Source organism: Xylanimonas oleitrophica (assembly GCF_003244315.1).
GTDB lineage: Bacteria > Actinomycetota > Actinomycetes > Actinomycetales > Cellulomonadaceae > Xylanimonas_A > Xylanimonas_A oleitrophica.
In genome coordinates this window covers 216,331-239,945 of sequence record NZ_QKWH01000003.1, presented here as the reverse complement: position 1 = coordinate 239,945, position 23,615 = coordinate 216,331, and the positions used below count along the sequence as shown (strand labels likewise).

General features: G+C 74.4%; 19 protein-coding genes. 5 read left to right on the top strand and 14 right to left on the bottom strand.

Going from position 1 to position 23,615, the window contains the following annotated elements; all coding sequences use genetic code 11:
• Positions 1-4: 4 nt before the first annotated feature.
• From DNL40_RS06760 to DNL40_RS06750, 3 genes are read right to left on the bottom strand one after another with little or no spacing between them, the layout of a single operon-like run.
• On the bottom strand, positions 5-1,228 hold the full coding sequence (locus tag DNL40_RS06760; RefSeq protein WP_111250479.1) for an alkaline phosphatase family protein: 1,224 nt from the start codon (positions 1,226-1,228) through the stop codon (positions 5-7).
• Positions 1,225-1,842 carry a DUF5998 family protein gene (locus DNL40_RS06755; RefSeq protein ID WP_111250478.1) on the bottom strand — a complete coding sequence of 206 codons (618 nt, stop codon included), beginning with the start codon at positions 1,840-1,842 and terminating at the stop codon, positions 1,225-1,227. The genes DNL40_RS06760 and DNL40_RS06755 overlap by 4 nt, the downstream gene beginning before the upstream one ends.
• 23 nt (positions 1,843-1,865) lie before the next feature.
• Entirely contained in the window at positions 1,866-4,631 is a 2,766-nt protein-coding gene (locus DNL40_RS06750) for a bifunctional acetate--CoA ligase family protein/GNAT family N-acetyltransferase (protein WP_245885726.1), read from the bottom strand.
• Between the two features lie 109 nt (positions 4,632-4,740).
• Between DNL40_RS06750 and DNL40_RS06745 the strand changes: the two genes are divergently transcribed.
• Positions 4,741-7,227 carry a DNA gyrase/topoisomerase IV subunit A gene (locus DNL40_RS06745; protein ID WP_111250476.1) on the top strand — a complete coding sequence of 829 codons (2,487 nt, stop codon included), beginning with the start codon at positions 4,741-4,743 and terminating at the stop codon, positions 7,225-7,227.
• A gap of 122 nt (positions 7,228-7,349) precedes the next feature.
• On the opposite strand, the gene DNL40_RS06740 is transcribed toward DNL40_RS06745, so the two are convergent.
• The 6 genes from DNL40_RS06740 to DNL40_RS06715 all read right to left on the bottom strand — a co-directional run bounded on the left by DNL40_RS06740 (position 7,350) and on the right by DNL40_RS06715 (position 13,349).
• Positions 7,350-8,099 (bottom strand): alpha/beta fold hydrolase, encoded by a 750-nt coding sequence (locus tag DNL40_RS06740; RefSeq protein WP_111250574.1) that lies wholly within the window; start codon positions 8,097-8,099, stop codon positions 7,350-7,352.
• 74 nt (positions 8,100-8,173) lie between these two features.
• Positions 8,174-9,301: a GNAT family N-acetyltransferase gene (locus DNL40_RS06735; RefSeq protein ID WP_111250475.1), complete on the bottom strand. Its 1,128-nt coding sequence runs from the start codon at positions 9,299-9,301 to the stop codon at positions 8,174-8,176.
• A gap of 96 nt (positions 9,302-9,397) precedes the next feature.
• Positions 9,398-9,766 carry a DUF2200 domain-containing protein gene (locus DNL40_RS06730; protein ID WP_111250474.1) on the bottom strand — a complete coding sequence of 123 codons (369 nt, stop codon included), beginning with the start codon at positions 9,764-9,766 and terminating at the stop codon, positions 9,398-9,400.
• 115 nt (positions 9,767-9,881) lie between these two features.
• Positions 9,882-10,628: a 5'-methylthioadenosine/S-adenosylhomocysteine nucleosidase gene (gene mtnN / locus DNL40_RS06725; protein WP_245885725.1), complete on the bottom strand. Its 747-nt coding sequence runs from the start codon at positions 10,626-10,628 to the stop codon at positions 9,882-9,884.
• Positions 10,625-11,077 (bottom strand): S-ribosylhomocysteine lyase, encoded by a 453-nt coding sequence (locus DNL40_RS06720; protein ID WP_111250572.1) that lies wholly within the window; start codon positions 11,075-11,077, stop codon positions 10,625-10,627. The genes mtnN and DNL40_RS06720 overlap by 4 nt, the downstream gene beginning before the upstream one ends.
• Before the next feature lie 127 nt (positions 11,078-11,204).
• Complete coding sequence (locus tag DNL40_RS06715) at positions 11,205-13,349, bottom strand: DNA gyrase/topoisomerase IV subunit B (protein ID WP_179950976.1); 2,145 nt, start codon at positions 13,347-13,349, stop codon at positions 11,205-11,207.
• A gap of 138 nt (positions 13,350-13,487) precedes the next feature.
• On the opposite strand from DNL40_RS06715, the gene DNL40_RS06710 reads away from it, so the two are divergent.
• Entirely contained in the window at positions 13,488-13,685 is a 198-nt protein-coding gene (locus tag DNL40_RS06710; RefSeq protein WP_111250473.1) for a DUF7455 domain-containing protein, read from the top strand.
• Between the two features lie 202 nt (positions 13,686-13,887).
• On the opposite strand, the gene DNL40_RS06705 is transcribed toward DNL40_RS06710, so the two are convergent.
• The 3 genes from DNL40_RS06705 to DNL40_RS06695 all read right to left on the bottom strand — a co-directional run bounded on the left by DNL40_RS06705 (position 13,888) and on the right by DNL40_RS06695 (position 17,654).
• Positions 13,888-15,564 carry an RNA polymerase sigma factor gene (locus tag DNL40_RS06705; protein WP_245885724.1) on the bottom strand — a complete coding sequence of 559 codons (1,677 nt, stop codon included), beginning with the start codon at positions 15,562-15,564 and terminating at the stop codon, positions 13,888-13,890.
• A 347-nt stretch (positions 15,565-15,911) separates the two neighbouring features.
• Entirely contained in the window at positions 15,912-16,301 is a 390-nt protein-coding gene (locus DNL40_RS06700) for a universal stress protein (RefSeq protein WP_111250471.1), read from the bottom strand.
• A gap of 36 nt (positions 16,302-16,337) precedes the next feature.
• The gene (locus tag DNL40_RS06695; RefSeq protein WP_111250470.1) at positions 16,338-17,654 is read right to left on the bottom strand and encodes a DUF4192 family protein; all 1,317 of its coding nucleotides are present in this window, start codon (positions 17,652-17,654) and stop codon (positions 16,338-16,340) included.
• Positions 17,655-17,867: 213 nt separating this feature from the next.
• Here DNL40_RS06695 and DNL40_RS16385 point away from each other — a divergent pair, with 213 nt between their 5' ends.
• A complete protein-coding gene (locus DNL40_RS16385) occupies positions 17,868-18,443 on the top strand; it encodes a hypothetical protein (RefSeq protein WP_179950975.1) in 576 nt (191 codons plus the stop codon).
• 27 nt (positions 18,444-18,470) lie between these two features.
• Complete coding sequence (locus DNL40_RS06685) at positions 18,471-19,568, top strand: polyprenyl synthetase family protein (RefSeq protein WP_111250469.1); 1,098 nt, start codon at positions 18,471-18,473, stop codon at positions 19,566-19,568.
• Between the two features lie 36 nt (positions 19,569-19,604).
• On the opposite strand, the gene DNL40_RS06680 is transcribed toward DNL40_RS06685, so the two are convergent.
• On the bottom strand, positions 19,605-19,976 hold the full coding sequence (locus tag DNL40_RS06680) for an Rv2175c family DNA-binding protein (RefSeq protein ID WP_111250468.1): 372 nt from the start codon (positions 19,974-19,976) through the stop codon (positions 19,605-19,607).
• A gap of 88 nt (positions 19,977-20,064) precedes the next feature.
• On the opposite strand from DNL40_RS06680, the gene pknB reads away from it, so the two are divergent.
• Complete coding sequence (gene pknB, locus DNL40_RS06675) at positions 20,065-22,119, top strand: Stk1 family PASTA domain-containing Ser/Thr kinase (protein ID WP_245885737.1); 2,055 nt, start codon at positions 20,065-20,067, stop codon at positions 22,117-22,119.
• A 12-nt stretch (positions 22,120-22,131) separates the two neighbouring features.
• On the opposite strand, the gene DNL40_RS06670 is transcribed toward pknB, so the two are convergent.
• Positions 22,132-23,547: a class II 3-deoxy-7-phosphoheptulonate synthase gene (locus tag DNL40_RS06670; protein ID WP_111250466.1), complete on the bottom strand. Its 1,416-nt coding sequence runs from the start codon at positions 23,545-23,547 to the stop codon at positions 22,132-22,134.
• Between the last annotated feature and the right edge of the window lie 68 nt (positions 23,548-23,615).

Below are 23,615 nucleotides of genomic sequence, written 5' to 3'. Positions count from 1 at the left end.
CCCCTCAGCCGGCCACGGCGGCGACGAGCGGCACGGTCATCTCCTCGGGCGTGAACGAGCCGTGCACGCCGAGCAGCTGCAGAGACGCGGGCGTCTGCGTGCGCGAGTCCACGACGGTGAACCGGCCGCGGGGCGCCACGAGCACGTCGCCGACCCACGGGGCCACGTGCTCCGCGACCGGCCCGAGCCAGCCGGCGGCGACGGCGTCGTCCCGCAGCGCCACCACGGCCCGCTCGCCCAGCACGTCCTGCCAGCGGGCGGCGACGGCGGGTGCCTGCGCCGGGTCGTCGGCGTAGACGTGCACGGCCCGGGGCTCGCCGCCCACCAGCGCCACGCCCTCGTCGAGCGCGGGCATGGTGGCCACGTCCACCCGGTCGGCGAGGTCGACCTCGACCTGGCCGTGGTCGGCGGTGAGGAGCACGAGCGTGCCCGCGGGCAGGGACCGCACCAGGCGGGCGATCTCCCGGTCGAACGCCTCGAGCTCGTCCCCCCACTGCCACGACTGCCAGCCGTGGTGGTGGCCGGTCTTGTCGACGTCGCCCCAGTAGAGGTAGGCCAGGCCGGGCTGGCGCAGCACACCCAGCACGCCGTCGACGCGCTGGGCGAGCGACTCGGCGGCCACGTACGCGCTGCCGCGCAGCGCGGCCAGCGTCATCCCGGAGCCCGTGAAGCGGGCGGGACCGACGGAGGTCACCCGCGTCCCGGCGGCGACGAGGCCCTCGAACACCGTGGGCTCACGCTGGAGCTCGTGCGCGGGGACGGGCAGCACGCCGGCCATCGCGGGTCCGCGTCGGTACGGCTCCGACTGCTCGGTCCACGACACCATGTTGGCCAGCCCGCCGGTGACGGGATTGCGCTGCGTGTAGCCGAGCATCCCGGTCCGGCCCGGGGCCGTGCCGGTGCCGAAGGTGCTGACGGCGGCCGCGGTCGTGGACGGGAACGTGGTGCGCAGCGCCAGGGCACCGGGCAGAGCCGAGCGCAGGAAGGGCGCGTGCCCCGCGCGCTCGGCGAGGTTGAGCAGGCCGAGCCCGTCGCACAGCACCACGACGACACGCTCGGCGGCGGGCAGCCCGAGCGCGCTCGCGCACCCCGACGACGTCAGGCCGGTGGCCGTCGTGAGGTCCACGCCCAGGGCGCCGGCCGCCCCCGGCAGCACGGCCGCCAGGGAGTCCGTGCCGTAGGTGGGGGCGAGGAGGTCCTCCGGGAGAGCCAGCGCGGAGGCGGTCACCGCGGCGCCCGTCGCGTGGTGGCCGCGGACAGCTCGCGCGCGAACGCGACGGCGCGCCGGACGGCGTCACGGCCCTCGGCGGCGCTGGAGACGCGCACGACGACGTCGTCGGGCAGCATCTGCCCGGTGAGCCCGTGGTCGGCGTCGCACTGCGGGTCCCCGCACGCGGCGGGCTCGAGCTCGATGCGGGAGACGGCGCCCCAGCCCACGACGAGGTTGAGCTCGCTGGGGCCGCTGCCACCCCGCCCCGACTCGTAGGCCGCCGGCTCCGCGACCACGTGCGTGAGGGTCACCGAGCGGATCTCCTCCAGCGGCACGGCCTCGGTGGTCGCCGCGGCGGAGGACGGGTTGGCGTGGTCGCCCTCGTGGTCGTCCACGTGCGCGGTGACCAGGCGGGTGGGCGTCAGCACCAGGACGGTGAGGTGGCGGCGCACCTCGGAGTCGAACGTGGTCTCGGCCTGCACGAGGTGCGCTTGCACGGTCTCGCCCGCGAGCGCCACGTCGAGCACGTCCTCGACGAGCTGCGGGTAGTACCCGGCGCGCACGATCTCCTCGTGCAGGGCGGCGGGCAGGGTCGTGTCGGCGGTGAGGTCGGGGCGGTCGGCGTGCGGCACCCGGACATTGTTCCACCGCCCGGTCATGCCGGCAGCACCCGGCGCAGCGGGTCGCGCCGCTCGGTGGCGGGGCGGAGCCTGGCCGTGGCGTGCAGCACGGTGGCCCCGTGCTCGGCGGCGACGACGGGGTAGAGCTCGAGGGCGGCGAGCTCGGGCAGGTCGTCGGCCAGGACGGAGACGCGGGCGGCGACGTCCTCGAGGGCGCCGACGTCGGCGTGCGGGGCGCCCTGGTATCCGAACAGGCGGGGCGCGGCGCGCACGGAGCGCACGAGGTCGTGGACGTCGACGTCGGTCAGGGGCGGCACGCCGTAGGCGACGTCACCGAGCAGCTCGACGGCGTCGCCGGCGAGGCCGAAGGAGACGATGGGACCGAACAGGGGGTCCTCGACGGAGCGCACCACGCAGGCGACACCGGGCGGTGCCATCGACTGCACCTCGAAGGCCGGCTCGAGCCCCGCGGCCCGCGACACCGCGCTCATCCGCTCGACGCTCTCGCGCAGGTCCTCGGCGTCGCCGAGGTCGAGGCGCACGCCGCCGAGGTCGGTGCGGTGCCGCAGCACCTGGCTGGCGCTCTTGAGGGCGACGGGCCAGCCGAGCTCGTCGGCCGCGGCCACGGCCTCCTCGGGGGTGGCCACGCGCCGTGCCGGCCACACGGTGACGCCGTAGCAGGCGAGCAGCTCGGAGACGGCGTCCTCGTCGAGCAGGACGCCGTTCTCGCCGTCGGGAGCCAGGGCGCCGCTGCCGGCGCTGCCGGAGCTCGCGGCGCGCAGGTGCTGCTCGACGAGGCGGCGGGCCCGCACGCGGTCGACGCCCGACGGGCGCACGGGGGCGCCGCGCTCGCGCGTGCGCCAGCCCGCGTAGGCGACGACCTTTCCGAGCGCCGCGACGGCGTCCTCGGGCGTGGAGAACGCCGGCACCCGCACCGCGGCGCCGTCGGGCGCGGTGGCGGCGAGCTCGTCGGGCATGCCGTGCAGGCCGAGCATGGACACGACGGTGGTGCGCCCGGTGCGGGCGGCTGCCTCGGCCACGGCGCGGGCGAGGGTGTCCCCGCGCGGCATGACCACGGGCACGTCCACGACGACGACGGCGTCGCACGCGCCGTCGGCGTACAGGCCCTCGACGGTGCGCACCACCTCCTGCGCCGAGCGGTCGGCCGAGAGATAGTCGCTCGACGCGGCGACCACCAGGCCGTGGGCGGCGGCGGCCTCGGCCACCAGGGCGGCGAGCGCCGCCGAGCTCGCCAGGATGCCGACGCGCCCGCCGGCGGGCAGCGGCTGGTGGGCCAGCACCTGGGCCACGTCCATGAGCTGGTGGGTGTTGTCGGCCCGGATGACGCCGGACTGGCGCAGCATCTCGTCGAGCATGGCGCGCGGGGCCCGGGTGGCGCGCACGGCGTGGCCGGGTGGGACGACCTGGCCGGAGCGGCCGGCGACGACCACGACCACGGGCTTCTCGGCGGCGAGGCGTCGGGCCACGCGGGAGAACTTGCGCGGGTTGCCGATCGACTCCAGGTAGAGGCACACCACCTGGGTGGCGTCGTCCTGGAGCCAGTGCTGCATGAGGTCGTTGCCGGAGACGTCGGCGCGGTGCCCGGCGGAGACGAGGGCGGAGACGCCGAGGCCGCGCCGCTCGAGGGTGGCGCCGAGCGTGACCGCGGCGGGGGCCGACTGGCAGAAGACGCCGACGACGCCCGCCGCTGGCGGCCGCTCGGCGAGGCTGGCGTGCAGGCGGGCGCCGGGCGCGGTGGTGAGCAGCCCGTAGGACGCGGGCCCGACGACGCGCATGCCGAGCCCGTGGGCTGCGCGCAGCAGCTCGCGCTGGCGGGCGAGCCCCTCGGGGCCGGTCTCGGCGAACCCTGCCGAGAGGACGACGACGCCGCGGCAGCCCTTGCCGGCCAGGCGGCGCACGGCGGCGACGGCGTCGGCCGCGGGCAGCGCGAGCAGCGCCAGGTCGACGTCGGGCACCTCGGCCCAGGAGCCGACGGCCTGCACGGCCGGGGCGTCGGGGACGCCCCCGGGGGCGTCGAGCACGAACAGCTCGGTGTCCCCCGGGTCGGTGACGGCGGCCTCCAGCACCCGGGCGACCAGGAGCGCCTCTGCGGCGGGGGCGGCGCCGGCCTCCCGGTGCCCGGGACCCACGAGCAGCACCCGGCGGGCCGAGAGCAGGCCCTGCATGCTGCGGGCCTCGGCGCGGTGCTCGCGGTCGGCCATCACCTCGCGGGAGCGGTCGGTGGGGTCGAGGTCCACGGAGACGGTCACCACGCCGTCGTCGAGCTGCTGGCGCACGGCGTAGCCGGCGTCGCGGAAGACAGCCAGCATGGAGCCGTTCTGCGGCAGCACGTCGGCGGTGAAGCGGCGCACGCCGCGCTCGCGCGCCGCGGCGGCCAGGTGCTCCAGGAGCACCGATCCCAGGCCCATCCCCTGGAACGCGTCGCCGATGTTGAAGGCGACCTCGGCCAGCCCGGGCTCGACGACGTCGTAGCGGGCCACGCCGATGATGTCCTCGTCCCCCGGGCCGGCGTCGGGCTCGGTGCTGGGCCGCACGGCCACGAGCGCGACGCGGCGCACGTGGTCGACGTGGGTGAACAGCTCCAGCTCGCGGTCGGTCAGGCGCCGCACCGGTGCGAAGAACCGGAAGTAGGCGGAGCGCTCCGACTGCCGCATCTGGAAGCGCTGGAGGGCGTCGGCGTCCTCGGGACGGATCGGGCGCACGTGCGTGGTGGTGCCGTCGCGCAGGACGACGTCGGCCTCCCACGCGACCGGGTACGCCGTCGTCGCCTCACCAGTCACAGGCCCAGGGTAGCCACGCTCGGCGCGCGCCCGTCGGGAGGGTGGGCGGCGACGGCTAGAGTTCGGCTCGAACGCCCGTCCGAGCCACCCCGCAGGAGTCCCAGAGAACATGGCGCGCAAGCCCGCCGCCCTCCCGCCCGAGCCGATCGACGAGAAGATCGTCGACATCGACGTCGCGTCGGAGATGGAGACGTCGTTCCTCGAGTACGCGTACTCCGTCATCTACGCGCGCGCGCTGCCCGACGCCCGGGACGGCCTCAAGCCGGTGCAGCGCCGGATCCTGTACATGATGGCCGACATGGGCCTGCGGCCCGAGCGCCCCCACGTGAAGTCCTCGCGCGTCGTGGGCGAGGTCATGGGCAAGCTGCACCCGCACGGCGACGCGGCGATCTACGACGCCCTGGTGCGCCTCGCGCAGGACTTCTCGCTGCGCCTGCCGCTGGTGGACGGGCACGGCAACTTCGGCTCCCTGGACGACGGCCCCGCCGCCCCCCGGTACACCGAGGCCCGGCTGGCGCCGTCGTCGATCGCGATGACCGCCGGGCTGGACGAGGACGTCGTCGACTTCGTCCCCAACTACGACAACAAGCTGACCCAGCCCGAGGTGCTGCCGTCCGCGATCCCCAACCTGCTGGTCAACGGCGCGTCGGGCATCGCCGTCGGCATGGCCACCAACATGCCGCCGCACAACCTGGTCGAGGTGGTCGCCGCGGCGCAGCACCTGCTGGCCAACCCGGACGCCACGCTCGAGGACGTCATGCGGTACGTGCCCGGCCCGGACCTGCCCTCGGGCGGCAAGATCGTCGGCCTCGAGGGCATCCGTGACGCCTACCGCACGGGCCGCGGCTCGTTCCGCACCCGGGCCACCGCCCGGGTCGAGAACCTCACCCCCCGCCGCAGGGGCATCGTCATCACCGAGCTGCCCTACGTCGTCGGCCCCGAGAAGGTGGTCGAGAAGATCGCCGAGGGCGTCAAGAACAAGAAGATCCAGGGCGTCTCCAACGTCCAGGACCTCACCGACCGCGCCCACGGGCTGCGCCTCGTGGTGGAGGTCAAGACGGGCTTCGACCCGGACGCCGTGCTGGAGCAGCTGTACCGCACCACGCCGCTCGAGGACTCCTTCGGCATCAACAACGTGGCTCTCGTGGGCGGCCAGCCGCGCACGCTCGGCCTGCTCGAGCTGCTGCGGGTGTGGGTGGACCACCGCATCGACGTGGTGCGCCGCCGGTCCGCGTTCCGGCTCGCCAAGCGGCAGGAGCGCCTGCACCTGGTCGAGGGCCTGCTGCTGGCCATCGTCGACATCGACGAGGTCATCCAGGTCATCCGCTCCTCCGACGACGCCGGCACCGCCCGCGAGCGCCTCATGGGCGTGTTCGAGCTGAGCGAGCCGCAGGCGAACTACATCCTCGACCTGCAGCTGCGCCGACTGACCAAGTTCTCCCGCATCGAGCTGGAGAAGGAGCAGTCGCAGCTGGAGAAGGAGATCGCCGAGCTGCAGGAGATCCTGGGGTCCGACGAGGTGCTGCGCCGCGTCGTGTCCACCGAGATGGGCGAGGTCGCCGCCACGTACGGCACCCCGCGTCGCACCGTGCTGCTGGACTCCGCGGGCGGCACGACGACGTCGGCCGCCTCCGCGTCGGCCGCGCGCGGCCGCAAGGCGGAGGCGATCAGCCTCGAGATCGCCGACTCCCCCACCCGGGTGCTGCTGTCGGCCACGGGCCTGCTGGCACGCACGTCGGGCGAGGGCGCCGACGCCCCGGTCAGCCGGGCCGGGCGCCGCCACGCGCACGACGCGCTGCGCGGCGACGTCGCGACCACCACCCGCAGCCACGTGGGGCTCGTGACCACGGCGGGCCGGCTGCTGCGCGTGTCCGTGCTGGAGATGCCGGGCATCCCCGTGACCGACGGGGCACCGTCGCTGTCCGGCGGCGTTCCGGTGACCGAGCTGGTGGAGCTCGCCCCCGGCGAGGAGGTGCTGGCCGTCGTGTCGCTCGCACCGGACGCCCCGACGCTGGCGCTGGGCACGGCGAACGGCGTGGTCAAGCGCGTGGCGCCGGGCGACGCCCCCAGCAACAAGGACGAGTGGGACGTCATCGCGCTCAAGGACGGCGACAGCGTCGTGGGGGCCGCACCGGCCACCGACGAGGACGAGCTCGTCTTCGTCTCGTCCGACGCGAGCCTGCTGCACTTCGACGCCTCCGCGGTGCGCCCGCAGGGCAGGGCTGCCGGAGGCATGGCGGGCATCAAGCTGGCCGCGGGCCAGCGGGTCGTGTTCTTCGGCGTGGCTCGTGCGGGCACACGCCCGGAGCACGCCGTCGTCACGGTGGCCGGGTCGGCCGGCCAGCTGCCCGGCGTGGGCGGCGGGTCCGTCAAGGTGACCCCCTACGAGCTGTACCCCGGCAAGGGGCGTGGCACGGGCGGCGTGCGCTCGCACCGCTTCCTCAAGGGCGAGGACTCCCTCGTCCTGGCCTGGGTGGGCGAGGGTCCCGCCCGCGCCGTCGGCACCGGCGGGCAGCCTGTCGAGCTGCCCCCCGTGGACGAGCGCCGGGACGGCTCCGGTACGCCGCTCGCCGGACCGCTCGCCGCCCTCGGCTGACGGTCGCGGCTGACGGTCGCGACCGGCACGACGACGGCCCGGCGGGAGGTCTCCCACTGGGCCGTCGTCGCCTTCCCACCGGGGCACGGGACCTCCGGGGTGCTGGCGGGCGTCGTGCCTCGTCAAGCGCCCGGACGTCCACCCGTGCGCTCGACGGCCGCCAGGATCACCGCGGCGAGGTCGTCCGGGCGGGTGAACATCGGCCAGTGGCCGGTGGGCAGGTCGACGATCTCGCGGTCGCGCAGGCTCGCGAGCTCGGCCACCCACGGGGCGCCCTGGTCGAGCAGCGCCTGGTACATCTGCGAGGGGCTCTCGTACCGGTCGGCGTAGAACTCGCAGGCGACGATCGTGCTGGGCACGTCGCGCCGCCGCTCGTCGGTCAGCCGCACCGGGTCCTGCAAGACGCCCCGCGGCTCGGGGACCGCGCGGGCCTCGAAGGCGGCACGGAGCTCGTCGGTGAGGTCCACCAGGTCGGGCGGGTCGAAGACCGACCAGTCGGGCAGCGGCACCTCGTCGCCTACCACCGGCAGCTCGTCGTTGACCACGCCGCCGTCCGCGAGCGGGCCGGCGTCGACGTAGACGACGCGGGCGATCCGCTCCGGCCGGCGGTCGCTGGCGGCGTACGCGACGGCGCCGCCCGCGGAGTGGCCCACGAGCACCACCTGGCCGCCGTCGGCGGTGAGCCGGTCCACCACGGACACGACGGCGTCGACGTGGTCGGCCAGCCCGATGCCCGTGCGGTCGGCGTCGGCCGACTCCTTGCCGGGCAGGGTCAGCGCGTGGACGGTGTGGCCGGCAGCCTCGAGCGCCGGGCGCACACCGTCCCACGCGGAGGCGTCCAGCCACGCCCCGGGGATCAGCACGATGTTCATGCCCACGAGGCTAGACGTGACCTACGACACTCCCCTGCCAGGGCGCCTGCGGCGCCCGTCACGCCCCAGAGCCGTCACAGGTCGATGGCGTACAGCCTCGACCCCGTCGTCTTCTCGTAGCCCAGGCTCGCGTAGAGGCCGTGCGCACCGCTCGGGTTCGCCGTGTCGACGTCGAGGCACGCGTACCGCATGCCGTCCGCGGCGAACGCACGCATCCCGGCGGCGAGCGCCGCCACCGCCACACGCCGCCCGCGATAGGCGCGACGCACCCCGAGGATCTCCGTGTAGCCGAAGGTGTACCCCTGCACCGGGAAGTCCTCGTCGTACCGGCCCGCGATCTCGTACCCGACCACGAGCGGCTCCCCGGCGCGCAGGGCCGCCGCCGTCTCGGCGTCGGTGTGCGGGTCGGCCAGCAGCGCCTCCACGTCGGGGGCGTCGTCGACGACGAGGAACGACCACTGCGGGGCGAACTCGCTGCGTCCGTGCGCCCACTGCTCGCGGGACTGCGGCTGGCTGCCCCAGTGGTCGCGGAAGGCGTCGTTGTGGGCCAGGCGCGTCGCCTCGTCGAGGTCAGCCGACCACGGCACGAGGCGCAGCGGGGCGTCGAGAGAGACCTCCGGCACGGGCGTGGCGTCGGGCCCCGTGAGGTCCCGGCGCAGATCGTGGTAGAACCGCGCCTCACGGAAGCCCGCGCGGGCGAACAGGCGGTGTCTCGACTCCGGAGCGTGGTCGTCGGCGAAGCCCGCGATCCGGGCGGGGGCGTCCTTGCCTGACGCGGCGAGCACCTGCCGGGCACGGGCCACCTGCCACGCGAGCAGCTCGCGCCCGATCCCCTCCCCGCGGCGCTCCGGGTGTACGCCACCTTCCAGGTAGGTGCGCACGAGGGTGGTGTCGCCGGGCGGGGCGACGATGCTGCCGAAGGCCCGGGGCACGCCGTCGCCGTCGAGCCCGAGCAGCGTGTCGGTGGCGTCGTCGCGCATCGGCGAGTCGAACGACTCCGCCACCTCCTGCGGCGTCATGCGGTAGGTGGCGCGGTCCGCGGCAAGAACGGCGTTGAGGAGGTCGCAGACCACCGGAGCGTCGTCGCGGGTGGCCGCGCGCCAGCTCAGCCCCCCGGCGGTGATCGCGGGCAGCGTGGCCGGCGCGGCCGCACGCTCGGCGATCGGGGCGAGGGCGGCGGGGGCGTCGTCGGTGGCGGTCATGCGACCACGCTAAGCAGACGCCCCATGGCGCGGCCACGGATTTCCCACGGTGCAGGACGCCGGCGACGAGACCCGAGAGGTTCCGGACCCGCGGGCCTAGGCCGCTGCTCCGCCGCTCCCGCGCAGGATCGACTCCATCTTCTTGCCGCGCGCGACCTCGTCGACGAGCTTGTCCATGTAGCGGATCTTCTGCATCAACGGGTCCTCGATCTCCTCGACCCGATACCCGCAGATCACACCCGTGATCAGCGTGACGTTCGGGTTGAGGGCGGGAGCCTGCGCGAAGAAGGTCTCGAGGTCGACCTCGTCCGCGATCGCCTTCGCGAGGCCGGCCTCGTCGTAACCGGTCAGCCAGGTGATGACCCGGTCGACGTCCTCGCGGGTGCGGCCCTTGCGCTCCACCTTCTGCAGGTAGAGCGGGTAGATGCTCGCGAAGCTCATCCCGAAGACGCGGTGTCCCGCCATGTTTCCCCCTGTCGTGGTGACCGTCGTCCGACCAGTCTCGCACCCGGACGGCCAGGGCCGCCCGCACACGACGTGCGGGCGGCCCTGGCCGTGCGAACGCGCGGTGATGGGCCGGCTACGCCTGCGCGGCGAGCTCGGGCTGGCGCGGCTCCGAGCCGGTCAGCCGCTCGAGCAGACGCACGACGGCGTCCGCCGACCGGTCGGCCGCCCCGTCGAGGTGCGTCAGGAACTCCGTCCCGTCGGGGGCGCACAGATCGCTGATCGCCCGGACGGACACGAACCGCTGCCCGTGCGTGTGGGCGAACTGCGCGACGGCCGCCGACTCCATGTCCACCGCGACCACGTCGGGGAACGCCTCGCGCATGCGCAGCGCGTGGTCCGCGGTGACGAACACCTCGCCAGAGCCGATCACGCCGGTGCTCACACCCTCCGGTGCGCCGTCGACCGCGAGAGCCACCAGGTCCTCGTCGCCGTCGTACCGCTCCGGCATGCCGGGCACCTGACCGAGCGTGTAGCCGAACGCGGTGGCGTCCGCGTTCATGTTCACGTACTGCCGGCCCACCACCACCTGGCCCACCTCGACACCGCGGGCCAGGCCACCGGCGGTGCCGGCGCTGATGAGGGGGACGGCGCCGTCGAGCGTGTAGAAGGCGTACGCCGCCGCCGCGGTGGCGTTGGCGAACCCGATACCCCCGCGGACCAGAGCGACAGGCACCCCGCCCAGCACGATGTCGCGCCGGACGGCGAGGCCGCCCCCTCGGGCCACCTCGTCACCGACGTGCTCGGCCCGGGCGAGGAACGGCGCGGCCTCCTCGTCCATCGCGACGAGCACCGCCGCACGAGGCCGGAGCGCCTCGCTCACGCCGTGACCTGCGACCACTCGTCCCGCTGCGCCAGGAACTGCGCGGCGGCCTCCTGGGCCCCCTCGAGCGAGTGGTTCGCACCCCAGCCGCACTGCACCTCGTTGGCGGCGGGGACCTCGTCGGCGGCGGTGATGTCCGTCAGGGTCTTCTCGACCAGGTCGAGCACCTCGTCGTAGGCGGGCTCGCCCTGGAGGATGAGGTAGAAGCCCGTCTGGCAGCCCATCGGCGAGAAGTCGATGACCTGCGCGCTGTGGTTGCGGCTCTTCTCGGCGAAGAGGTGCTCCACCGAGTGGATCGTCTTCATGTCGAGGTGGCCGGAGTTGGGCTGCGTGAAGCGCACGTCGTACTTGACGATGACGTCACCGTGCGGCAGCTGCTTGCGGTCGGCGAGGCGGATGTACGGCGCCTTGACGGTGCGGTGATCGAGGTTGAAGGACTCGACGTTCATGCGCGGCTGGTCGTTCACCCCTCGATTGTCCCAGACGCGACGCCTCCGGCACAGAGACGGTCCCGTCACAGCCGCAACCGTCACCGCTGCGAGGGCCCTGGCGTGCGACGGGACCAGCCAGCGCGCCTCAGGCGTCGATCTTGGAGCGGTCGAGCGCGTGCGCACCGGCGACGATGAAGTCCTTGCGCGGTGCCACCTCGGAGCCCATCAGCAGCTCGAACACCCGCTCGGCCGCCTCGCCGTGCTCCGCCGTCACGCGACGGAGCGTACGGTGCCGCGGGTCCATGGTGGTCTCGGCGAGCTGGTCGGCGTCCATCTCCCCCAGGCCCTTGTAGCGCTGGATGTCGTCCTTGTAGCGCTTGCCGGCCTTGTCGAGGCGCTTGAGGGTCGCGGCCAGCTCCGCCTCCGAGTACGTGTAGACGTACTCGTTGCCCTTGCCCCGAGCGCCGATGACCTCGACCCGGTGCAGCGGCGGGACCGCCGCGTAGACCCGTCCCGCCTCCACCAGCGGTCGCATGTACCGGTAGAAGAGCGTCAGCAGCAGCGTGCGGATGTGGGCACCGTCGACGTCGGCGTCGGTCATCAGCACGATCTTGCCGTAGCGCGCAGCCTCGAGGTCGAAGGACCGGCCCGAGCCAGCCCCGATGACCTGGATGATCGCCGCGCACTCGGCGTTGCGCAGCATGTCCCCGATCGAGGCCTTCTGGACGTTGAGGATCTTGCCGCGGATGGGCAGCAGGGCCTGGAAGTCGCTCGACCGCGCGAGCTTGGCCGTGCCGAGCGCGGAGTCACCCTCGACGATGAAGAGCTCCGAGCGCTGCACGTCGTCCGAGCGGCAGTCGGCGAGCTTTGCGGGCAGCGAGGACGTCTCCAGCGCGTTCTTGCGGCGCGAGATCTCCTTCTGCTTGCGCGCGGTGACGCGGGCGCGCATCTCCGCCACGACCTTGTCGAGCAGGAGCGCCGCCTGCGCCTTGTCGTCGCGCTTGGTGGAGCCGAAGATCGCCGCGAGCTCCTTCTCCACGACGCGCGCCACGATGCCGCGCACCGGGGCGGTGCCGAGCACCTCCTTGGTCTGCCCCTCGAACTGGGGCTCCGCCAGGCGCACGGTGACCACGGCGGTCAGTCCCGCCGTGACGTCGTCCTTCTCGATGCGCTCCGAGCCGTCCTTGGCGCTGATCTTCAGCCGCCGGGCGTTGGCCTCGACCTGCTTGCGCACCACCTTGAGCAGCCCCTGCTCGAACCCGGTCAGGTGCGAGCCGCCCTTGGGCGTGGCGATGATGTTGACGAACGAGCGCACCTCGGTGTCGTACCCGTTGCCCCAGCGCAGGGCGACGTCCACCTCGCAGTCGCGCTGCACCTCCTGCGGCGTCATGTGGCCGCGGTCGTCGAGCACCGGCACCGTCTCGGTGAACTGGCCCTTGCCGCGCAGCGTCCACGTCGCGGTCACCGGGGCGTCGGGGGCCAGGAAGTCGACGAAGTCCACGGCGCCGCCGGTGTGCTTGAACACCTCCTCGTGCGGGCCCGTCTCCCCGGGGGTGCCGGCGAGGCCGCGCTCGTCGCGCACCGTGATCTCCAGGCCGGGCACGAGGAAGGTCGTCTGGCGCACACGGGTGACCAACTCGTCGTAGCTGAACACCGCGCTCTTGGGGAACACCTGGCGGTCGGCCCAGTACCGCACCCGCGTGCCCGTCACCCCGCGCTTGGCCTTGCCGACCACGGCCAGCTCGCTGCGGTCCGTGAACGGGGTGAACGGCGCGTCGGGCGACGGGCCCGACTTCGGGTCGGCGAAGGTGCCCGGCTCGCCGCGGTGGAAGGTCATGCGGTACGTCTTGCCGCCGCGGTCGACCTCGACGTCGAGACGGGACGACAGGGCGTTGACGACCGACGCGCCGACGCCGTGCAGCCCGCCCGAGGCGGTGTAGGAGCCGCCCCCGAACTTGCCGCCGGCGTGCAGCTTGGTGAAGACCACCTCGACACCCGTCAGGCCCGTCTTCGGCTCGACGTCGACGGGGATGCCGCGACCGTCGTCGGAGACGGTCACCGAGGTGTCCGCGTGGAGCACGATCCCGATCTTGGTGGCGTGGCCGCCCAGCGCCTCGTCGACGGAGTTGTCGATGATCTCCCACAGGCAGTGCATCAGGCCGCGGGAGTCGGTCGAGCCGATGTACATGCCGGGACGCTTGCGGACCGCCTCGAGCCCCTCCAGCACCGACAGGTGCCGGGCGGTGTAGCTGGAGTCAGCAGGCACGGAGCGGGGGGCGGTGGTGGTCACGCCAGCAGGGTAGACGACACCGCCGACACGCCGGTGCAGACCCTCCGCCCTCTACCGGTCGACTATGCCCGGAGCGAACCGCGCGCCGGCCGACGGAATTTTGGTGGCAGCGGATGGTTGGATTGTCTCGTGACCACCATGACGACCGAACCGCTGACCGCCGCCGACCGCTGCGACCGCTGCGGCGCCCAGGCGTACGTTCGCGTGGTCCTGCCCGTGGGAGAGCTCCTCTTCTGCGGCCACCACGCGCGCGAGCACGCCCCCGCCTACACCGACGTCGCCACGCACATCCAGGACGAGACCGACCGTCTGCTCGCCGAGCACGGAGCCCGCTGAGGCCCGCCGCTCCCCGCACGAGACTTCACGAGAGCCCGCACCCGCCACCGGGGTGCGGGCTCTCGTGCGTCCTGCCCGGACGGCTCGGACAGACTGCCGGGGGCCGCACCACGCGTCACGCGGCCGAGGACGCACGAAGGCCCGCACCCTCAAGGGGTGCGGGCCTTCGTGCACGCCGGCTCGGGGCTCCGGCGGGGCAGGATCAGTCGAGGTAGTCGCGCAGCACCTGGGAGCGCGACGGGTGGCGCAGCTTCGACATCGTCTTGGACTCGATCTGACGGATGCGCTCGCGCGTCACGCCGTAGACCTTGCCGATCTCGTCGAGCGTCTTGGGCTGGCCGTCCTGCAGGCCGAACCGCATGGACACGACGCCGGCCTCGCGCTCCGACAGCGTGTCGAGCACCTGGTGCAGCTGCTCCTGGAGCAGCGTGAACGACACGGCGTCAGCCGGGACCACGGCCTCGGAGTCCTCGATGAGGTCACCGAACTCGCTGTCGCCGTCCTCACCCAGGGGGGTGTGGAGCGAGATGGGCTCACGGCCGTACTTCTGGACCTCGACGACCTTCTCGGGCGTCATGTCCAGCTCCTTGGCCAGCTCCTCCGGCGTGGGCTCACGGCCCAGGTCCTGGAGCATCTGCCGCTGGACGCGGGCCAGCTTGTTGATGACCTCGACCATGTGCACGGGGATGCGGATGGTCCGGGCCTGGTCGGCCATGGCGCGGGTGATCGCCTGCCGGATCCACCAGGTGGCGTACGTCGAGAACTTGTAGCCCTTGGTGTAGTCGAACTTCTCGACCGCACGGATCAGACCGAGGTTGCCCTCCTGGATCAGGTCCAGGAACAGCATCCCGCGGCCCGTGTACCGCTTGGCGAGCGAGACGACCAGACGCAGGTTGGCCTCGAGCAGGTGGTTCTTCGCCCGCTTGCCGTCGTGCGCGATCCACTGCAGGTCGCGGTAGACGCGGCGGGTGTCGGCGTCGGCCTTGGTGCGGTCGAAGTCGGCGAACTCCTTCGCCAGCTTCTCCTCCGCGAACAGGCCGGCCTCGATGCGCTTGGCGAGCTCGACCTCCTGCTCGGCGTTCAGCAGCGCGACCTTGCCGATCTGCTTGAGGTAGTCCTTGACCGGGTCGGCCGTGGCACCGGCGGTGACCACCTGCTGAGCGGGCTGGTCCTCGTCGTCGGTGTCGGAGACGACGAAGCCCGTCTCCTCCTCCTCGCCCGCGGCAGCCTTGCCGTCCTTGGCGGCCGGCGCCTTCGCGTCGTCCGTCTGCTCGGCCTCGTCCGCGTCGTCGGTGGAGTCGTCGGTGTCGTCCGTCGCCACGTCCTCGACGGTCTCCAGCTCGGCCTCGTCGATCTCGACGTCGTCCTCGAGGACCTCGTCCTCGTCCTCGCCGGAGGTCTTGGCCTTGGACGCCTTGGCGGCGGTGGTCTTCTTCGCCGTCGTCTTGCGCGTGCCGGCCGACTTGGCGGCCGTCTTGCGGGCGGGCTTGGTCGTCTCCTCGCCGTCGGCCTCCGCCTCGGCCTCGGCCGCCTTGGTGGGGGCGGTGCGCGTGGTCGTGACGGCCGACGCCTTGGGCGTGGACTTGCGCGACGACGGCGCCTTCGCCGTGGCCGTGGTGCTGCGCGAGGTCGCGGCCGCGGCCACCTTGGTGACGGTCGGCAGGCCGACCTCCACCCCGGCGACGGACAGGGCCTTGAGCACCGCCTTGAGCCGCTTGGCGTCACCCACCCCGGCGGCCTCGCAGGCGGTACGGAACGCCTCGGCGTCGACGCGCCCCTGGGCCGTGCCCTCGGCGAGGAGCTCCTTCAGCGCAGGGTGCTCGAACTCGCGGGGCAGCGTGATGTTCTGCTGTGCGGTGCTCTGGGACGTGGACGCCACAAACCGACCTTTCGGCAATCGAGGGGGCGGTGTCCCGCCGGTGAGACTGGAAGCGGTCCGGGCGGACCTTGCTCGAATCGGACCGTCGAGGCTCCGGCGGACAATGGATATTGTACCGTCGCGACCCGGCTGCCCCGCTCTGTGCAGGTCAGTTTCGCCCGTACCGGGCCGCTCGGTCGCTGGTGTCCTCGGTACAACTCGCGGCACGCCCGCATGATTCCCGCGCCGGCGCCGGCCCCCGCACCCCGGGAGCGTCCCGGCCCTGGCACGGCGGCCAGCCGCCGCTCACGGCGCCTCAGAGTGCTCCCAGAGCGCCCTCGGGTGCCCTCAGCGCGGACAGACGGCGGTCAGGGCTTGACAGCGAGCACCGGGCAGGGCGCCTCGAGCAGGATGCGCTGCGCTCCGGACCCCAGGATGAGCTTCCCCACAGGGCTGCGCCGTCGCAGCCCGATCACGATGAGCTCGGCCTGGGTGCGGGCCGCGGTCTGCACCAGCACCTCGGCGAGGTCCCCGGAGCTGGTGACGACCTCGTGCTCCACCTGTCCCTCCGCCAGCCGGGTGCGCAGCTCCTCGAGGGCGTCGCCGCCCTCGCTCTCGGCCGGGGCGGTCCCGTCCGCCGGGGCCGCGGCGTGCGCGACCACGACGAGCCGCGTCCCGCGCGACCGGGCCTCCCCGATCGCCGTCGCGAGGGCCTGGCGGCCCTCGGGGTTGCTCAGGTGGCTGACCACGACCGTCATGAGGCGCACGCTACCCGAGCGGCGAGCGCCGGTGCGTCACGACGCCGCCACGGCGCGCGCACGGACCCAGCCGGGAGGCACCGCCGCGGTGAGCGCCGCGTCCACCAGGCCGGCGAGCCGGTGCTCGGGGTCGACCTCGAGAGCCTCCCCCACGCGGTGCGCAGCACGCCCACCCTCGCCCGACCACCACGCCAGGAAGGCGAGCAGGGTCAGCGGCGGGGCCGTGCGGCGCACGGCCGCGTGGGCCACCACCGCCTCGAGCACCGTGACCGCGGCCTGCAGGCGCTGCTCGTCGGGCCGGCGGGCGCGGGCCGGGTCGACGACGGCCGCCAGCGCATCGGACGTCCGAGCACCGGTGCCGTCCTCGCCGACGGCCGTCGCGGAGGCGAGGTCGTCGCAGCCCGGGACGCACCAGAGCAGCACGGCGTCCCGGACCGGGGTGTCGTCGAGCGCCGCCGCGAGGCGGCCGAGCACCGCGACGGGGACCTGCGCGTCCCGGGAGGCAGCCCGCACCGCATCGAGCCAGGCGCCGTAGGAACGGCGCCGCCAGTCGTGCAGCGCGGACGCGCTGCCAGGCACCGCGTCGCCCGGCACCGCGGCCGCGGGGACCGGGTCTGCGGGCATCGCGCCGTCGGGCGTCCTCGCACCGGCGCCCGCCCCGCCCCGGGCCCGGACGGCCGCGCGCTCCCAGCGCTGGGCCGCCCTGCCCGCCAGGTCGCGGGCCCCCGCGGCAGCGCGGGGCACCCGGTAGAGCTCCTCGCGCGAGACGGCCGGGGCGAGCCCGTCGAGCACGAGCTGCGCGCCAGGCGTGGTGGACTCCAGGCCCTCGACGGGGTGGCCGCCGGGCGGGCAGCAGCCGGGGTCGACGCAGTCGAGCGAGCGGTATCGCTCGGTGCCCACGTGCCAGGTCTCGCAATCGGGCACGACGGCGGCCATCGCGTCGCGGAACGCGTGCACGGCCGCGAGCGCCGCCGCCCCGCCGGTGCCCCCGCCGCTGCCCCCGCTGCCGTGGGCCGTCCCGGGCAGGGCGTCCCACCTGCCCGCCTCGTACCCGCCCGCCTCGTACCCGCCCGCTTCGTACCCGCCGGCGTCGTGGGCGCTGTAGAGGACCACGTAGGCCGCGGCCGTCGCGTCCTGACGCGCTCGGCGGGCCACCAGGCCGGCGAGGTGGGCGCGGTCGGCGGGCCGGCGCAGGTCGGCGAGCGCGGTGCGGGCGACGAGCCCGAGGCTGCCGTCGGGGCGCACGCACAGCACGACGACGCACTCGGCGGGCCGGTAGCCCAGCGCGTAGGGGACGACGGACAGCAGGTCGCGGGTGTCGCGCACCCGCACGGTCTGGGCGGTGGGGGTCATGCGTCGATCTCAGCCACCGGGCCGCCCGCGTGCGGGGTGCGGCCGGCCGCCTGTGCGCAGAGGCCGGCGTCGTGACGTCCGGGGGCAGCCTCGGTGGAGGCTGACGCCTCGGCGCGACGGCGGTGCGGGCAGGACGAGCGGGACCGCAGGAAGGACGGCCTCCGCCGCCCGGGCAGGGCCTCGGCGCGGCCAGGCTGCCGCTACCGTGTGCGCGTGATCGCTCGCCAGGCCGGCACCGCCACGCGCCGCGCGCACCCCGGCACGCCCGGGGCCGCGGCTCTCGTCGTGCTGCTCGTCGGGGTGCTCGCCGTGGGCTGCACGCCGGCGCCCTCGGGCCGTCTCGACACGCGCTCCGGCGCCGACCTGCCGACGACGGCGCCCGAGCCGGAGACGTCGGCCGCACCGATGCCCGACTACGACCCCGCGACGGCGGTCGGTGACTACGCCGAGGGGTTCCCGACCGACCTGCTGGCCGCGCCCGAAGGGGCCACGGTGGTCGCCAGCTCGGCACGCCCCCAGGAGAACGGGACCACGCAGGTCTCGCTCAACCTCTCGACCCCGGCGACGGTCGAGGACGTCCTCGCCCAGGTCGGCGCACCGCTCGCGGTCGCCGGCTTCACCGAGACCGCCCCCTCGGTGATCACCGGCCTGTCCGCGCAGACGGCGTGGACACGACGCACCGAGCGCGAGGAGGGCCCGCTGGTGGAGACCCTGCTGGTGGGCGTGCTCGACGAGGACGACCGGCGGCTGGTGAGCATCAGCGGCACGGTGGCGGCACCGGCGGGCTGACCGCCGGTCTGACATAGGCTTCGGAGCATGCCTGCGGTCGTCGACCTCGAGAACCTCCGTGCCGACGTCGATGCCGCCGTCGCCCGTCACCTGCACCGGCTCGCCGACGAGGTCGGCCAGATCGGGCCCACCGCCACGGCGCTGACCGACCAGGCCGGTGCCCTCCTCGCCGGCGGGAAGCGGCTGCGCGCCGCCTTCGCCTACTGGTCCTTCCGCGCGCACGGCGGCGAGGCCACGGGCGAGGGCCGCGAGGCCGCCGTGCGCGCGGGGGCCGCCCTCGAGCTCTTCCAGGCCGCCGCGCTCCTGCACGACGACGTCATGGACGCCTCCGACACCCGCCGCGGCCGCCCGACGGCGCACCGCGTCTTCGAGGCCCGGCACGCCGAGGCCGGCTGGGCGGGCGAGCCCGCCCGGTTCGGGGAGTCGGCGGCGATCCTGCTGGGCGACCTGTGCCTGGTCGCGGCCCAGCGGGAGATCGCCGCCGCCCTGGCCCCGCTGCCGCCGCGCACCGCCCAGGCCGCGCGCGAGGTGTTCGACGCCATGCAGAGCGAGGTCATCGTGGGCCAGTACCTGGACGTGCTCGTCCAGGCAGAGCCCTGGGGCCTGGACCCCGCCGCGGACGAGGAGCGCGCACGCGCCGTGCTCCGTGCCAAGTCCGCCAGCTACTCGGTGCGCCAGCCGCTGGTGCTCGGTGCGGTGCTCGCCGGCGCGGACGCCGCCCGGCTGGAGGCCGTCGACGCGGTCGGGCTCCCCCTCGGCGAGGCGTTCCAGCTCCGTGACGACGTCCTGGGCGTGTTCGGCGACCCGGACGTCACCGGCAAGCCCGCCGGGGACGACCTGCGCGAGGGCAAGCGGACGGTGCTGGTGGCCCGGGCGATGGCTGCCGGGGACGCTGACCAGCGCGCCCTCGTCACGAGCCGGCTGGGCGACCCCGCCCTCACCGACGACGACGTCCAGGCGCTGCGCGACGTCATCCTGGCCACCGGCGCCCTCGACGGCGTCGAGCACCTCATCCAGGAGCTCGCCACGGCAGCGACCGGCGCGCTCCAGCGCGCCGATCTCGAGGAGACCGGGCGCGAGGTGCTGCTGGAGCTCACCCACGCCGCCGTCGACCGGGCCGCCTGACCAAGAACGTCAGCCAGGAGCGTCAGGCCGGGAGCGTCAGGCCAGCGCCTGGGCCGCCCGGCGCACCGCGGCCCGCCGTCCGCCGCGCAGCGCCTCGACCGGCGTGCCGTCGAGCGTCGGCTCCGGCGTGAACAACCACTCGATGATCTCGGCGTCGGGCAGGCCCTGGTCTCCCAGCACCAGCACGGTGCCGCGCAACGACGGCAGCACCTGCTCGCCACCGCCCTCGGCCGGCACCACGAACGCCTCCGGCACCTGGAAGACGGTCCGCTCCCCCCGCTTGACGCCGATGACGGCACGGTCGCGCACCAGCGCACGCACACGCGAGAACTCCACGCCGAGGCGGTCGGCGAGATCGGGCAGCGTCAGCCACTGCGGGACGAGGGAATCGAGGTCTGGGTTGCTCACGGGGGAAGCGTAGGCGCCCGGCAGGCACCCTGCGGCACGCCGCTGCCGCGATCCGGCACCGAGCGTTGCCTAGACTCGTGCCGTGGCCATGGTGACGACCGACCCCCTGATCGGCCGCCTGGTCGACGGGCGGTACGAGATCCGCGCGCGCATCGCGCGCGGCGGCATGGCGACCGTGTACCTCGCGCTGGACCGCCGCCTCGAGCGGGAGGTCGCGCTGAAGGTCATGCACCCCCACCTGGCCGAAGGGGTCGAGGGGGCGGCGTTCGTCTCCCGGTTCCGGCGCGAGGCCCGCGCGGCCGCACGCCTGACGCACCCCGGCGTCGTCGCCGTCTACGACCAGGGGCTCGACGGCGACACCAGCTACCTCACGATGGAGTACGTGCCCGGCAGCAACCTGCGCCGCGAGCTGCGCACCACCGGGACGCTCACGCTCGGCCGCACCCTCGACGTCCTCGCGCAGGTGCTCGGCGCGCTGGCCGCGGCCCACCGCAAGGGGCTGGTCCACCGGGACGTCAAGCCCGAGAACGTGCTCATCACGGCGGACGACGGCCGCGTGAAGGTCGCCGACTTCGGCCTCGCCCGCGCGGTGACCGAGGTCACCACCACCGCGACGGGCACGATCCTGGGCACCATCGGCTACCTCGCGCCCGAGGTCATCGCCACCGGTGCGTGCGACGCCCGCACCGACGTCTACGCCGTGGGCGTGCTCGCCTACGAGATGCTCACCGGGACGCTCCCCCACGACGGCTCCACGCCCATCCAGGTCGCGTTCCAGCACGTCCACGCCGATGTGCCCGCTCCCAGCACCCACGCCGACTGGCTGCCCGCCCAGGTCGACGAGCTCGTCGCCGGCTTCACGGCACGCGACCCTGGTGGGCGCCCGCTGGACGCCGGCGCCGCGCTCGAGGCGCTGCGTCGCGTCCGGCTGACTCTCGAGGCGATCTCGCCCGACCTGCTCGAGCGCCGCGCCGACCCACCAGCCGGGTTCGTCCCGCCCTCCGAGCCCGCCGCGGACGACGCCGACCAGGCCGACGACGCGCCCCCCGAGGATGACGACGATGCGGGCGACGAGCTCGACGCCATCCCCGCCGGGGCCTTCACCGTCGCCGCCCCGGCCACCACCACGACCACGGCAGGGCAGGACGCCGGGCCGCTGTCCACCTGGTTCGGCGACAACGCCACCGAGCAGCTGGTCGAGCGACCCACGGTGGCCGTGGCCGCCGGGGCCCCCGCCGCGCGCCGGCCCCGCGGCCGCCGCGTGCTGGGCTCCGTGCTGACCGTGCTGCTCGTGCTGGGCGGAGGCGGCTCAGGCACCTGGTGGTGGTTCGCGGAAGGGCCAGGCGCATGGACCGCCGTGCCCGCCGGCCTGCAGGGGCTTCCGCTCGCCGACGCGCAGGAACGGCTCGCGACCGCCCAGCTCGACGCCAGCACCGAGCAGGCGCACCACGACGACGTGCCCGCGGGCGCCGTCGTGGCCACCGAGCCCGGCGAGGGCGAACGCGTCCGCAAGGACGGCACCGTCCGCCTCGTGGTGTCGCTGGGCGTGCTCATGGTCACGGTGCCCGACGGGCTCGTCGGCGCCAGCGAGCAGGACGCCACCCAGGCGTTGCAGGACGCGGGCCTCGAGGCCGGGCGCTCTACCCAGGAGTACTCCGACACGGTCCCGGCAGGCCAGGTGCTCGCCGCGTCGCAGGAGCCCGGCGCCGAGGTGCCCCACGACACCCCGATCGCCCTCGTGGTCTCCGGAGGGCCCGCCCCCGTGACCGTCCCGCAGCAGGTGGGACGTGACCGCGAGGAGGCCCAGGCCGCGCTCGAGGAGCTGGGCCTGCAGGTGCGCTTCACCCCGGACGAGGCGTCCGAGACCGTGCCCGCCGGGCAGGTGATCCGGCAGAGCCCCGAGAACGGCACGCGAGCCCACCGGCTCGACACCGTCATGCTCACCGTCTCCGACGGTCCCCCGGTCGTCGCCGTGCCCGACGTCGTCGGCCAGCGCAGCGCCGACGCCCGCACCGCCCTGCAGGAGGCCGGGTTCCAGGTCAAGGAGAACAAGTACCTGGGCGGCCTGCTCGACACCGTGCGGTTCCAGGACACGCAGGGCGAGGCGCAGAAGGGGTCCACCGTCACGCTCACCATCTGGTGAGCCGCGCGTCCCTCAGCGGGCCTGGAGCATCTCTGCGACGAGGAACGCCGTCTCGAGGGACTGCTGGTGGTTCAGGCGCGGGTCCACGAGCGTCTCGTAGCGCAGCGCCAGCCCGGCCTCGTCGATCTCCTCGCTGCCGCCGAGCACCTCGGTCACGTCGTCGCCCGTGAGCTCCATGTGCAGGCCGCCGGGCACGGTGCCCAGGGCGCGGTGGACCTCGAAGAACCCCTGGACCTCGTCCAGCACGTCGGCGAAGCGCCGCGTCTTGTACCCGGTGGCCGAGGTGATGGTGTTCCCGTGCATCGGGTCGGTCACCCAGGTGACGGCCACGCCCGCGGCCGTGACCTTCTCGACCAGCGCGGGCAGCACGTCCCGGACCCTTCCCGCACCCATCCGGGTGACGAACGTCAGCCGTCCCGGCACGTTGCCCGGGTTCAGGCGGGCGGCGAGCGCCAGAGCGTCCTCCGGAGACGTCGTCGGCCCGAGCTTGACGCCCACCGGGTTGGCGACCCGGGAGAGGAAGTCGACGTGCGCGCCGTCCAGCTGGCGGGTGCGCTCACCGATCCACAGGAAGTGGGCGCTCGTGTCGTACGCCTGGCCGGTCCGGGCGTCCACCCGGGTCAGCGCGCGCTCGTAGTCCAGCACCAGGGCCTCGTGCGAGAGGAACAGCTCCACCGTGCGCAGCGCGTCGAAGTCGGCGCCGCACGCCTCCATGAAGCGGATCGCACGGTCGATCTCGTTCGCCGTGCGCTCGTAGCGGGCGTAGGCGGGATTGCGCATGAACCCGCGGTTCCACTCGTGGACCTGGCGCAGGTCCGCATAGCCACCGGTCGTGAAGGCGCGCACCACGTTGGCCGTGGCGGCGGAGATCCGGTAGGCCTGCTCGAGCCGGCCCGGGTCGGGCGTGCGGGCCTCGGGCGTGAACGCGAAGCCGTTGATCATGTCGCCCCGGTACGCGGGGAGCGTCACGCCGTCGCGCGTCTCGACGTCGGACGAGCGCGGCTTGGCGTACTGCCCCGCCAGCCGGCCGATCTTCACCACGGGGGTCGACGCACCGTGGGTGAGGACCACCGCCATCTGCAGCAGGGTGCGGATCTTGTTGCGGATCCGGGTGGCGCTGGCCTCGGCGAAGATCTCGGCGCAGTCGCCGCCCTGGAGCACGAACGCCTCACCCCGCCCCGCAGCCGCCAGGCGCCCGCGCAGGGAGTCACAGTCCCCGGGCACCACGAGCGGCGCGGCCTGCGCCAGCCGGCCCGTGACCTCGGCGAGCGCTGCGGCGTCGGGCCACACCGGCTGCTGCAGCGCGGGCAGCGCCCGGAAGTGGTCCAGGCCCTCGGCGAGCGCCGCGGACGGCACGTCGATCCCGGGGCCCCCGCGAGCCGCCACGGCGGAGCGAGGTGGTTCGTGGGGTAGGGCGGCGGTGTTCATGGTCCCCTGCTTGCTTCGCGGCGCCGGCCGGTCAGGGCCCTGGGGCCCTGACCGGCCGGCCACCGGGC

Excerpts from the sequence above, each read along its gene's own strand:
- DNL40_RS06695 (WP_111250470.1), bottom strand. The coding sequence starts at position 17,654 with ATGACCCCCACCGCCCAGACCGTGCGGGTGCGCGACACCCGCGACCTG.
- DNL40_RS06740 (WP_111250574.1), bottom strand. The coding sequence starts at position 8,099 with ATGAACATCGTGCTGATCCCCGGGGCGTGGCTGGACGCCTCCGCGTGG.
- DNL40_RS06685 (WP_111250469.1), top strand. The coding sequence starts at position 18,471 with ATGCCTGCGGTCGTCGACCTCGAGAACCTCCGTGCCGACGTCGATGCC.
- DNL40_RS06730 (WP_111250474.1), bottom strand. The coding sequence starts at position 9,766 with ATGGCGGGACACCGCGTCTTCGGGATGAGCTTCGCGAGCATCTACCCG.
- pknB (WP_245885737.1), top strand. The coding sequence starts at position 20,065 with ATGGTGACGACCGACCCCCTGATCGGCCGCCTGGTCGACGGGCGGTAC.
- DNL40_RS06670 (WP_111250466.1), bottom strand. The coding sequence starts at position 23,547 with ATGAACACCGCCGCCCTACCCCACGAACCACCTCGCTCCGCCGTGGCG.
- DNL40_RS06700 (WP_111250471.1), bottom strand. The coding sequence starts at position 16,301 with ATGACGGTCGTGGTCAGCCACCTGAGCAACCCCGAGGGCCGCCAGGCC.
- DNL40_RS06745 (WP_111250476.1), top strand. The coding sequence starts at position 4,741 with ATGGCGCGCAAGCCCGCCGCCCTCCCGCCCGAGCCGATCGACGAGAAG.
- DNL40_RS06735 (WP_111250475.1), bottom strand. The coding sequence starts at position 9,301 with ATGACCGCCACCGACGACGCCCCCGCCGCCCTCGCCCCGATCGCCGAG.
- DNL40_RS06720 (WP_111250572.1), bottom strand. The coding sequence starts at position 11,077 with ATGAACGTCGAGTCCTTCAACCTCGATCACCGCACCGTCAAGGCGCCG.
- DNL40_RS06710 (WP_111250473.1), top strand. The coding sequence starts at position 13,488 with ATGACGACCGAACCGCTGACCGCCGCCGACCGCTGCGACCGCTGCGGC.